At 48.0% G+C, this 12153-nt stretch carries 9 protein-coding genes; 3 read left to right on the plus strand and 6 right to left on the minus strand.

Translation table 11 applies throughout. From position 1 onward, the window contains the following. Positions 1–304: 304 nt before the first annotated feature. Positions 305–952, plus strand: coding sequence for a hypothetical protein (locus tag ACR2PX_RS08605; protein ID WP_433998951.1), 648 nt, complete (start codon positions 305–307; stop codon positions 950–952). On the opposite strand, the gene ACR2PX_RS08610 is transcribed toward ACR2PX_RS08605, so the two are convergent. Both ACR2PX_RS08610 and ACR2PX_RS08615 read right to left on the minus strand, forming a co-directional pair. Continuing rightward, positions 949–1644 carry a gamma-glutamylcyclotransferase gene (locus tag ACR2PX_RS08610; RefSeq protein WP_433998952.1) on the minus strand — a complete coding sequence of 232 codons (696 nt, stop codon included), beginning with the start codon at positions 1642–1644 and terminating at the stop codon, positions 949–951. The genes ACR2PX_RS08605 and ACR2PX_RS08610 overlap by 4 nt on opposite strands. Beyond that, positions 1613–3340, minus strand: a complete 1728-nt coding sequence (locus tag ACR2PX_RS08615; RefSeq protein WP_433998953.1) for an amidohydrolase — start codon at positions 3338–3340, stop codon at positions 1613–1615. Before ACR2PX_RS08615 ends, ACR2PX_RS08610 begins: the two co-directional genes overlap by 32 nt. Before the next feature lie 167 nt (positions 3341–3507). On the opposite strand from ACR2PX_RS08615, the gene ACR2PX_RS08620 reads away from it, so the two are divergent. Both ACR2PX_RS08620 and ACR2PX_RS08625 read left to right on the plus strand, forming a co-directional pair. Further along, entirely contained in the window at positions 3508–4485 is a 978-nt protein-coding gene (locus ACR2PX_RS08620; protein WP_433998954.1) for an NAD(P)H-dependent flavin oxidoreductase, read from the plus strand. Positions 4486–4715: 230 nt separating this feature from the next. Beyond that, complete coding sequence (locus ACR2PX_RS08625; RefSeq protein ID WP_433998955.1) at positions 4716–6170, plus strand: NAD-dependent succinate-semialdehyde dehydrogenase; 1455 nt, start codon at positions 4716–4718, stop codon at positions 6168–6170. Positions 6171–6218: 48 nt separating this feature from the next. Here ACR2PX_RS08625 and ACR2PX_RS08630 read toward each other — a convergent pair whose 3' ends face one another. The 4 genes from ACR2PX_RS08630 to ahpC form a co-directional block, all read right to left on the minus strand. Continuing rightward, positions 6219–6734 carry a hypothetical protein gene (locus tag ACR2PX_RS08630; RefSeq protein WP_433998956.1) on the minus strand — a complete coding sequence of 172 codons (516 nt, stop codon included), beginning with the start codon at positions 6732–6734 and terminating at the stop codon, positions 6219–6221. A gap of 2 nt (positions 6735–6736) precedes the next feature. Continuing rightward, a complete protein-coding gene (locus ACR2PX_RS08635; protein ID WP_433998957.1) occupies positions 6737–9010 on the minus strand; it encodes a S8 family serine peptidase in 2274 nt (757 codons plus the stop codon). Positions 9011–9418: 408 nt separating this feature from the next. Further along, a complete protein-coding gene (ahpF, locus tag ACR2PX_RS08640) occupies positions 9419–11023 on the minus strand; it encodes an alkyl hydroperoxide reductase subunit F (protein ID WP_433998958.1) in 1605 nt (534 codons plus the stop codon). 66 nt (positions 11024–11089) lie between these two features. Further along, the gene (gene ahpC, locus ACR2PX_RS08645; RefSeq protein ID WP_433998959.1) at positions 11090–11653 is read right to left on the minus strand and encodes an alkyl hydroperoxide reductase subunit C; all 564 of its coding nucleotides are present in this window, start codon (positions 11651–11653) and stop codon (positions 11090–11092) included. Positions 11654–12153 lie beyond the last annotated feature (500 nt).

Genomic DNA, 12153 nt, shown 5'->3' on the forward strand with positions numbered 1-12153 from the left:
ACCGTCTTCACGATTGGCGGGTGGGAACAGGTAATCGTATTCCATACCGTCTGAACGACGAGGGCCTGCGAAGAAGTTCTTCCCTTTGGTCGCCGATGCGCTGAGAGAATTGTCTAGGAGCCTGTCAGACTTCCCACTGACCTACTGCGAAAAAGCCTGATTTGGCCATTTTTTATGATTCTTTTCGTTGAATAGCTCGCTATTCGCCTCAAATAATCATAAAAACTGTCTCAAACCGGACTTTTTCTCGCTACGGTCGGCTAAGTCCGACAGACTCCTAGAACGTCATGACAAGGACCGTCAGATGCAGAAAGTGATCCTTTTTACCGGGCTTATGCTCCTTTCCTTTTTTTCCTTAGCGAAAACCACCGAAGCAGGGGTGGGGGTCAGTTCTCTGGGGGCGCATATAGTGTTTACCAACCAGATGAACGATCAGTTTGCTATAAGGTTGCAGCTGAATGGTTATTCTGGCAATTATGAATTCAAGGAAAATGGTATTACTTATGAAGGTGACCTGAAATTAGGAACAGTCGGTGTCACCATGGACTGGCATCCCTGGGAGAATGATTTCTTTCTCACTATGGGGGCGTTTTATAACGGCAATCAATTGGATGCCAAAGCCAAAAGTCAGAATGGGACGCTAACCATTAATGGTACTTCGTATACCACTGACCAGATTGGAAATCTTGAATCTGAAATGAAATTCGGAGATGTCAGTCCTTATTTAGGTATTGGTTTTATGGGACCAATAGGACGATCTGACTTTTATTACGGTGTTGATCTGGGTGTGCTCTATCAGGGAGAACCGGATGTTTCGTTAAGCACCTCATCCGGTTCCAACATTGCAGGGTTGAGTGAAAATCTGGCCGCAGAACAAAAGCGGGTTGAAGATGAGTTAAGCAGTTTCCGCTGGTATCCGGTTCTGACGTTATCTCTGCATTACGCTTTCTAATCGCAGTGGAGAGCCTGATCCAGGCTCTCCAACTCTTCATCATGAATCTTCATTTCTCTCAGGTGGGCAAGGGTATTATCAAAGTATTCCCGGTTGCTGCCAAACTGGCCAACGGCTGTCCTGATTCTTTCAACCGTCTGCTGCTCTGACAGTTCGCCAATATAGCGGGAACTGTCATGGTTAACGACGAAGGTTAAACAGGGCAGTGAAATGTCCAACGCTTTAATCTCTGGTTCAATCCTGGTGGGAGTATAGCCATACAGACAGCATTCCCGGGTCCAGAGAATATGCAGTTCCTCATCAACCAGTGCCGCAGGAATACGATAACAGACGCCTTCACAATGGCCACCGTTATCCAGAGCCATCATCAGTCCGGGGGTTTCCTGGCTGCCTCTGAAGAAGGTCATATCCAGACAAAAACGGCGATGATACTGGGGCAGTATCGCATGATACTGATGACTGAAACGAAGCAATGGATTCCAGAGTAAAGAGCCATAGGCAAAGATCAGTAAATCAGAATCCTGAGGAAAGTCTGCCATAAACCGGTGGCGCTGATCGTTCAAATCACTCCATTCAGGCACCCGGTCACCCTGAGAACGTGCCATTTGGCGAATCTCCGGTACATAGCTTTTAAACAGACTTTCCCGGTCGGCCAGCCATTCATTCTCGTGCTCGTAATTCATCCCGGTCATATCGCTTTACTCCTCCGATCCAGGTTTGCACAACATCCAGTGTTTCCAGCTGCTGGGCATGTTCCAGTGGATTATCAGAAAGTACGACAAAATCTGCCAGCTTTCCGGCTTCAATGGACCCCAGATCTTTTTCTCTGAATACCTGCCAGGCAGCATCAATTGTGGTGGCACGCAGAGCCTGTATAACCGATATTTTTTCTTCTTCCCCAAGAATGTTGCCCTGACTTGTCTGTCGGTTGACAGCATTGCTGATTAGCCTCAGTGGTTCGATAGGGACAACGGGTGTGTCAGTATGGATGGTATAGCGGACTCCATGGTCATTGGCGGTTTTTAATGGACTGATTTGTTGAGCTCTTGCCTGACCCAGGAACAAGTTCTTATGTCGGTCTCCCCAGTAATAAATATGAGAAGGGAAAAAGGTCGGGGTCACTCCCAGTCTGGCCATTGTTTCCAACTGATCGGGTCTTGCGGTCTGGGCATGAACAATAATGTGTCGTGAATCCTGACGGGGATAGGTTTTCTGAGCCTGTTCAATAGCATCCAGAACCTGATCAATCGCTGCATCACCATTGGCGTGCAGGGCCAGCTGCCAACCTTTTTCATGCCACAGGGCAACCTGTTCGTTCAGTGCCTGTGCAGACTGGCTGGGATAGCCCTGATACGCAGGTTTTTTGTCTTCAGGTTGTTTGAAATAAGGCTGAGACAAAAAGCCAGTGTATCCCTGAATAGAACCGTCAGTGACCAGTTTGAGCGCACCTGTAGTGACTTTGTCGTTATTAATGGGAGTGATATGACCATTCTCAATGTCCTGAGCCAGCTCTTCATTTGGCCAGAAAACCATCCGTTGAGGAATCAGACCGGCTGTCACGAGATAACCCAGTGGGGTTAATTGCTCAGGAGGCGTTAAACCGCTCTGAACGGTGGTAACACCCTGTAGCAGGTAGTCCCGAACACTGTCAGCCAGCATATCGAATAATCTGGAGGGGCCCACATCCATCGCTTCAAGTCGGATGTCTTCCTGGGCCGTCTCTTTTAGTAATCCGGTGGCTCGACCCTTGGCATCGCGAACAATCTCACCTCCTTCTGGGTTAGGAGTGTTGTCATCAATACCCATCTGATCCAGAACATAGCTGTTGACCATGCTCATATGACCTGAAATGTGCATGACAAAGACTGGCTGTGTGGTGGAGATGCTGTCCAGATCATCTCTGTTAAGAAAGCGTCTTTCCAGAATCAGGGTGTCATCATAGCCGAACCCTAATACCCACTCACCGTCTTCTAATGCGTTAGTCTGGGTACTCAGTTTCTTCTTAACGTCAGAGATAGAAAGCACATCGCCAATGGGGGGACTATTCAGATCTGAAGCCATGGCATTCATGCCACTGCCGGGAAAATGTCCGTGAGCTTCAATAAATCCGGGAAGCAGTGTCTGTCCATCCAGGTCAATCAATTCAGCATCGAAAGAGGACAGTTCTTCCATAGCTTCTTCTGTGCCAGTAGCAATAATCCTTTCGTCTTCTATCAGAATGGATTCAACGACAGAGTTCTTTTGATCCATAGTCAGTATGACACCGTTCACAAACAACTGTTGTCGGGGCGGCGTAGGATTCAGATAAAACCAGATTGAGGTGACCACCAGTGTAAGAATGATGGCTATGATGACCAGTGTTGAGAAAATGCGTCGAACCAGTGTCATAACTTCCCCAGGTTTTATTTATTGTTTTTGAGAAGAAAGGGGGTGGCTAATACCATAGCAGGAGTTAGCGTGAAAATGCCACGGTGTCGTGCATACAGTCATGACAAGTCAGGTCTTTATCGCTTAGAGTGAGCGCACCAGGCTGTTTATTATAAGGACAAAAAATCATGGCACTGCATTCCTCACTGAACGATAACCTGACTCTGCCGGTGATAGGTTCTCCGATGTTTATTGTTTCCGGTCCTGAGCTCGTTATTGCCCAGTGCAAAGCCGGTATTGTGGGCTCTTTTCCTGCCCTGAATGCCCGTCCCCAGGAAGAGCTGGATGTCTGGTTGACACGAATCAACGCAGAGCTGGATGCCTATAAGGCGGAGTTTCCGGAGAAAAAGGTTGCACCTTTTGCGGTTAACCTGGTGATTCAGCCTGATAATCCCAGAATGCAGGCTGATATAGAAACCATCATTCGTCACAAGGTTCCGGTTATTATCACCAGCCTTCGTGCACCTTCTCCGGAATTGATTGAAGCCGTTCATAGTTACGGTGGTGTTGTATTGCACGATGTCATTAATGTTCGTCATGCCCGAAAAGCTCATCAGCATGGTGTTGATGGCCTGATTCTGGTTTGTGCGGGTGCCGGGGGGCATGGAGGAACTCTGAGTCCCTTTGCACTGGTTAATGAAGTTAAAAGTTTTTTTGATGGCATGATTATTCTGGCAGGTTCCATAGCCACTGGTAGCGATATTCTGGCGGTACAAAGTATGGGAGCCGATCTGGCCTATATGGGTTCAAGCTTTATTGCTACGGCAGAAGCCAATGCGCCGGAAGATTATCGTGAGATGCTGGTGGATGGCGTCGCCAGTGACATTGTTTATACCCCTGTCTTTTCGGGTATTCATGGTAATTACCTGAAACCCAGTATCACTAAATCTGGATTGGACCCCGAAAACCTGCCTGAGCCCAGTCAGGATATTTTTAATTTTGCCGGTTCTGATGCCAGAGCCTGGAAAGATATCTGGGGCGCTGGGCAGGGCATTGGCTCAGTAAAAAAGGTTCAGCGTGTTGCGGAGTTGGTGTCACAGTTGTCCAGGGAATATAGCGAAGCTGCAGACCGCTTACAGACAGTGCTTTTCAATAACGGGCAATAATTACTTTATTGTGTATTGTCGCCTATTCAGGGCGCTGTTTTTTTTATCCTTTCGCGTAATCACTCTGACTCAGCTTGATAACTTGAGTCAGGGTTTTCTGAGAATAATTGTCTGCTCTGCAATTGTGGTTTTGGCTGAATGGTATGGAATCACAGGGCTCTCATCTGGAATCTGTTTAACTGTCTCCTTTGTGCGTTATGCTTTGGCTAATCGTTTTCAAGGGGTTAGCCATGAAACTGCACGATTCCAGTCTTTTTAAACAGCAGGCCTACATCAATGGAAGTTGGATCAGTGCGTCCACAACGCTTCCCGTTCATAATCCCGCGACCGGTAAAGTGATCGCTCATATCCCCATGCTGGGTGCTTCAGATGTTCGCACTGCCATCAAAGCGGCTGAAGATGCCTTTACTGAATGGCGGGCAAAAACAGCAGCAGAGCGCTCTTCTTTACTCAGGAAGTGGTACAGCCTGATTCTGGACAATCAGGACGACCTGGCCACATTGATGACAGCAGAGCAGGGCAAGCCACTGGCTGAATCACGGGGGGAAGTGGGTTATGGCGCTTCTTTCATAGAATGGTATGCCGAAGAAGCAAAAAGAGCTTATGGTGATCTGATTCCTGCTACAAAAAGCAGTCAGAGAATTATGGTCACCCGTGAACCGATAGGCGTAGTAGCGGCTATCACTCCCTGGAATTTCCCGAATGCCATGATTGCCCGAAAAGTCGCTCCGGCTCTGGCGGCGGGTTGTACCATTGTTATCAAGCCTTCGGAGCTGACACCGCTCTCTGCTTTTGCCCTGGCTGAACTGGCTGAACGTGCAGGTATTCCTGCCGGTGTTATCAATATTGTCACCGGTGATGCCAAAGAACTCGGTGCCGAGTTAACAGGCAGCTCCATAATCAGAAAACTGTCGTTTACGGGCTCGACAGCGGTTGGCAAACTGTTGATGAAGCAGTGCGCAGATTCTGTTAAGAAAGTTTCTCTGGAACTGGGTGGCAATGCTCCCTTCATTGTTTTTGATGACGCCAATGTCGAGCAGGCTGTTCAGGGTGCAATCGCCTCCAAGTATCGGAATTCAGGTCAGACTTGTGTTTGCATGAATCGTCTGTTTGTTCAGGATGGTATTTATGATGAGTTTGTTGAGAAGTTTTCTGAGGCTGTTTCCAGGTTGACTGTGGGTCCGGCTCTGGACGGAGACTTCAACCAGGGGCCTTTGATTAATGAAGCCGCACTTCTGAAGACCAAAAATATGGTGGAGGATGCATTGGCCAAAAAAGGCCGATTGCTCACGGGAGGCCGGCCTCATAGCTTGGGAGGCCTGTTTTATGAACCTACTGTCCTGGCTGATGCCTCTATGGAAATGATGTGCTACCGGGAAGAAATTTTTGGACCTGTAGCTCCTGTCTTCCGGTTTCATTACGAAGACGATGTGATCAACATGGCCAACGATACCCAATACGGTCTGGCTGCGTATTTTTATGCCAACGACTTAAGTCGTGTATTCAGAGTGGCTGAGGCGCTTGAGTATGGAATGGTTGCCGTCAATGAAGGTGTTTTATCCACAGAAGTGGCCCCTTTTGGTGGCATCAAGGAGTCAGGTATAGGCAGGGAAGGATCAAAGTACGGTCTGGATGAGTATCTGGAAATGAAGTATGTCTTGCTAGGAGGTATTGCTGCCTCCTGAAAGGGAAAAAGCCTGGCTGAAACCAGCCAGGCTTTTATGAGTCAGACCTTACAGCGGCTGATTCAGATTTTCCAACAGTTCAATCTTCACAGAAGAAAGGCCTGAAGATTCACGCAATTGTGCATCCAGAGCCAGCAAATCAACGGACTCAGCCGCTTCAAAGATAGCCAGACGTGAACTTCCCATCTGTTTGTACAGGCTCAAACCGTGCTTCGCTGCGAACTCAGAGGCATCAACCCCATTATCCAGAAGAACGGTAAAGCGGCCGGTTACTTTGACAGGCTGCCCTGTCAGTTTACTGGTCAGGGTCATACCTTTGGTCACAGCTGGCTTGGCTGGTGCAGCCGATGTAGCGGCAGCAAACGAGAAGGTGCGAACAGCAGGAGCGTTCACAACAAAGCTGCGGTTATTCAGCTGTACAACGTTTTGTGTCGCTTGCTGGCTGGTGACCGACTGATCCTTGGCGGAGTCGACGGACAGTTCCTTATTGGCTACTGCTGCAGTAGAGACTACGCAGGTGGCCAGTAGTACAAGGCTTGCTTTTTTCATGTTATTGATTCCCATGGTTACTTCTCCCCTGCCAGTTCATTGGCAAAGTTCTCGCCATAGAAAGTGATACCCCATGTGTCCAGTGTAGAATCTACGGTGTTATTCACGAAAGTGACTTCAGGGTTGAGTGACGGAATGTCGTTGCCGTTGGTGTCAATCACGCGCAGAGTCCAGTTACCGCCTGCAGGTTCGCCGTAGAAGGCATTACTGAGCAGCATCATATCCTTGTACATGAGTGTCTCATCCGCTGGAGCGACACCGAATGCCCAGTCATAAGAGGCAAAGGTACCTGTACGAGCTGTCAGCATGATGCTCTTGGTGCCAGAAGGTGAAGTCAGTTCGAACGCTGTATCACTACCAATGGTAGAAGCTGTCTTTGGACCTTCTTTCTGAACGTCTGTGATCATGCTGTCGTTAGACAGGGTGATACGGATCTGTACTTCTTCAACAACACCGCGCTTGTTGTCAATCTCAATGCTGTGGGTGACACCCTGGGCATTGTTATCAGGTACGGTAACTCCGGCTTTCGCATCGATCCAGCCTGAGCTTGTGTAAGTGCCCAGGTAGTCACGATAGTTCTCAGCCATCTTCACAGCTTCACCGGCATTGACCCGGCCAAAACCAAACAGGTTATTAAAAGAATAACCGGCGGCATTGGTCACCCAACCATCATGGGCTACATATTCACTGTTGCCTACTGGCAGAACAACCTGTGGATCTTCAGAAACAATCTGGTCAGTGGTAGAAGCAATAATGCGCTTCACATCACGCCAGCTGAGATTGCCGTTGGCTTCCAGAATCAGAGCGGTTGCGCCGGAAGTGTTTGGTGCAGCAGACGAAGTACCATTGAAGGTCTGAACGTAGTTACAGCCAGGATCCAGTTCTGTAGCGATTTCTGAGCTGACGCCATTCAGTGGGTACATCTTGCCGTAAGGGTAACCCTGATAAGCGTTCAGGTAGAAGTTTTCATTGGTGGAGCCACTGTAGCCTATTTCACAGTTACTCTGATCGGTAGTGATCATGGCGGGTTCACGGAAACCATACTCACCGGAAGGTGCAGAAGCCCATACTGCAGAACCGGCAGTAGAGTAACTGGTGTGTGTACCGTCAGCATTGTTGGAACCAATGACCATCTGGTAAGGGTGGTTGTTACCAGAGTTAATGGAAGCGTTGGAGCAGGTCAGGCCATACGCCGCTGCACCATTGACATCACACAAACCCAGACCCAGACCAAAGAAATTCTGTGAAAGGTCAGAGTCATTGAAGCTGTTACCGGCTGATTTAACGACAATGGCACCTTTACCGTCCCTGAGGTTCAGAGCAGGGTAAGCATCAATGTAGCCGTCCACTTCAGCATTATGAATAACGCCGTTGGTTTGGATGAACAGGGTTGAACCCCAGCTCTTGTTGATGACGTCCTGATCAGCACCTTCGTACATACCATGAATAGTGGCAGTAGCTTCATCGGTCTGATTCTTCAGGAAGTTTTGACCCAGCAGCGTTGCAGAAGGCGCAACACCACGGCCACCCATGCCATTACCGGCAGAAGCCGCAATCAAACCACCCACACTGGTGCCATGGTCACCACGGCTGTCATACGTGTTGGTTGGATCATCAGAATCCGCTTCAACAAAGTTAAAGGAGCCTTCAGCACGGTAGTTATCTACCAGGTCTTCATGAGCTCCTTCCAGACCGGTATCGGTCACTGCGACAACAACGCCCTTACCGGTGTAGCCCATTGCGTGAGCAGTGCCAGCGTTCATGTCCTGGTCAGCTACGCGCAGGTCAGCATTGAAGGTGTAGCGTTGTGGGTTGTTAGCGATGTATTCATCGTCATAACCAAAATAGGCTTTGGACCACTCAATATAGGCGTCCATACCATCCTGATTCTGAGAATAAGCACTTTGTCCGGTATTGCTAAGGTGCCATTGCTGACCAAAGAGAGGGTCAGTAGAGACGTTGGATACGGTCAGGGTGCCCTGGCGAGAAATTTTGCCATGGGAGATGGTGAATGGAATTTCAGCATCTTCGCCTGTCGTAGAGATATAGCTGTAACGTCCACCACCGATGTCGTAAAGAACACCATGAGAGAATACGTAGCTATTACCTTTTTGTTCAATGGTACCTTCAAAAGAAACGGTTTGCAGACTGGGGGGGAGATGCGGCAAACCAATAGAGACTGGATCAGTGACCCAGTGGTTGTTTCCATCGACGGATAGTTCGACTTTACAACCGGCCAGTGCCAGTGCCATAACACCGACAGCCAGAGGTTTCATTATTATTGTTTTCATTTTTTATCCTGAACAATACTTCCAATGTAACTCTTAAAAAAAACCTCGTTGTGTGCCAGGTCGTTAGAAGAGTTATTCCATTTCCAGATACAACGGCATCCCTAAACAGCCCACATTAATGTCAGATCATTGACTTAATGCTTTTATTAAAGTCATTCTGGAAAACTGATTGTTAATGAGAGAAATATGAAAATCAAGAAGATGTAACGGCTTTGTAATCTAAGACAGCTGATGTGTTTTGTTGTGAGCTACTTCCTTTTTATTTTTAATGATTAGGAGTAGGGGCTGAGTGATTAATAAGAAAGTTAGAATGAAGAGAGTCAAGGTGCCAGATCAGGAAGCCGTAGGTTGGCGGTCAGGCTAGTCTGACCTGGCAAAAAGTGATTTATTTTGTTAATTAATAATAGGTTATGCAGCTTCGGCAGTATCACCTTCAAAATTGTTTCTGATCAGGTAATCAAATGCGCCTAATGAAGCGTTTGCACCGCTACCCATAGCAATTATAATTTGTTTGTAAGGTGCTGTTGTTACATCTCCGGCAGCAAACACGCCTGGAATGGAAGTTTCACCCCGGTTATCAACAACGATTTCGCCTCGTGGTGTTAATTCCATTGAGCCTTTAAGGAATTCGGTATTAGGTACCAGACCAATCTGAACAAAAATACCTTCCAGCTCTAAACTGATTTCGTCGTTTGTCTTACGATCTTTATAAGTCAGACCATTCACTTTATTACTGTCGCCCAGCACTTCTGTAGTCTGTGCGCTTGTAATGATGGTGACATTTTTCAAAGAACGTAACTTGCGTTGAAGTACTTCGTCTGCTCTTAATTGGCTGTCAAACTCAATCAATGTAACGTGGGAAACAATACCGGCCAAATCAATTGCGGCTTCAGCACCCGAGTTACCACCACCAATAACCGAAACGCGCTTGCCTTTAAAAAGAGGCCCGTCACAGTGTGGGCAGTAAGCTACCCCTTTACCCCGGTACTCTTGTTCTCCTGGCACATTCATTTCTCTCCAGCGGGCACCGGTTGCCATCAGTACGGTTTTACTTTTCAGGCTGGCACCACTTTCCAGTTGGATTTCTACCAGCTCACCGGCGCTACGGTTATGTTCAATGAGAGTACTGGCGCGCTGATTGCTCATGACATCCACGTCATAGTCCAGAACATGTTGTTCCAGATTAGCTACCAGTTTGGGACCTTCGGTTTCTTTAACGGAAATGAAGTTCTCAATGGCCATGGTATCCATCACCTGACCGCCAAAGCGATCTGCTACCAGACCGGTGCGAATGCCTTTTCGAGCTGCATAAATCGCTGCAGCGGCACCGGCAGGACCTGCACCGACAATCAGCAGGTCGTAAGGTTCTTTTTTACTGATCGCTGCTGCCGCACGTTTTTCAGCATTAATGTCCAGCTTGGCAACAATCTCAGCGGTGCTCATACGACCATGACCAAATGGTTGGCCGTTCATAAATACGGCAGGTACCGCCATGATCTGTTTTTCATCCACCTCGTCCTGGAACAGGGCACCGTCAATCATGGTGTGGCTGATGCCAGGATTCAGCACTGCCATCAGGTTCAGAGCCTGGACTACTTCCGGGCAGTTCTGGCAGGACAGAGAGATGTAAGTTTCAAAATTGAACTCGCCATCCAGTTGTTTGATCTGTTCGATCAAATCGGCTTCCAGTTTGGCCGGGTGACCACCGCTCTGGAGAATGGCCAGTATCAATGAGTTAAATTCGTGGCCCATGGGGAGTCCGGCGAAGCGGATTGCCGGGCGATTGCTCTGATGAGCAAGAGCTTTGCCTTGAATGGCCATGGAAGGCCTTCTCTCCTGATCATTGTTGCTTTCGCGCAGGGTGATCTGGTTAGACAGTGTTTCAAGGTCTCTGGCTAAAGAAGCCAGTTCCTGTGATTTCGCGGAGTCATCAAGAGACACAACAATCTCAACAGGGGTTTTCAGGTTTTGGAAGTAAGCTTCCAATTGCTTTTTGATGTTTGCGTCTAACATGACTGACTCGCTTGATCTTTTCAAAGGGGGTTCAGGCTCCCTGTTTGAACAGGGAGCACAGGTTTTTTAGATTTTGCCGACCAGATCCAGGGAAGGTTCCAGAGTTTCTTCGCCTGGCTTCCATGCAGCTGGGCATACCTGACCTGGGTTTGCAGCGATGAACTGAGCCGCCTGAATCTTGCGAACCAGGTCTTCAGCATTACGGCCGATGCCCAGGTCGTTGGTTTCAACGACTTTGATCTCGCCTTCAGGGTTCATGACGAAAGTGCCGCGCAGTGCCAGACCTTCTTCTTCGATCATCACTTCAAAGTTACGAGTGATTCGACCTGTTGGATCGCCGATCATTGGGAACTTGATCTTGTTGATGGTCTCAGAGCTGTCATGCCATGCCTTGTGAGTGAAGTGGGTGTCTGTGGAAACGGAGTACACTTCAACGCCCATGGCTTGCAGCTGCTCGTAGTGGTCAGCTACGTCACCCAGTTCTGTTGGGCAGACAAAGGTAAAGTCAGCTGGGTAGAAGAAGACAACGGACCACTTGCCTTTCAGGTTCTCTTCGGTCACGTCAACGAATTCACCATTATGAAAAGCAGTGGCTTTGAATGGCTTGATTTCAGTGTTAATGAGGGACATGGTGCTTTCCTTCCTGCTGTAGCCATTTGCTCTCAAATGGCTGGATATAAACGAAAATATTTTGATCAGACATCATGACTTCTGAGCGGTGGATCAAAATACTCTCCACTAATTTTGTTTTGTTGCCTGACCGTTTTCGGTGGCGACAGGGAAAGAATATGCCTATCTGTGCGATTGGTATAATTGATCATGTCGATTGTATTGATAGAATTTAGCTATTGATTTGGGTTTAATAATGATGGCCTGCTGGATATATTTCATGCCCTGGTTATGGCAACGTGCCAGAAACGGCTACTTATCCCAACCCAAGTTATAAGACTCTGGCTACGCAAGTATTAAATAACCACCGTGAGTTTCAACAGTCCAGAGCTCGTCTGTTTATCGGTTGAGCGTAAAACCCCGTACTTTGAGTGCGGGGATGTAAGCTCGTCGGCGATAGCCGACTAATGCGGTGTTCTCTGCTGCTGAACGTACTGTTTGATGACTTCTATAGGAGCGCC

It is taken from the genome of Endozoicomonas sp. (assembly GCF_051008435.1).
Classification (GTDB): domain Bacteria; phylum Pseudomonadota; class Gammaproteobacteria; order Pseudomonadales; family Endozoicomonadaceae; genus Endozoicomonas_A.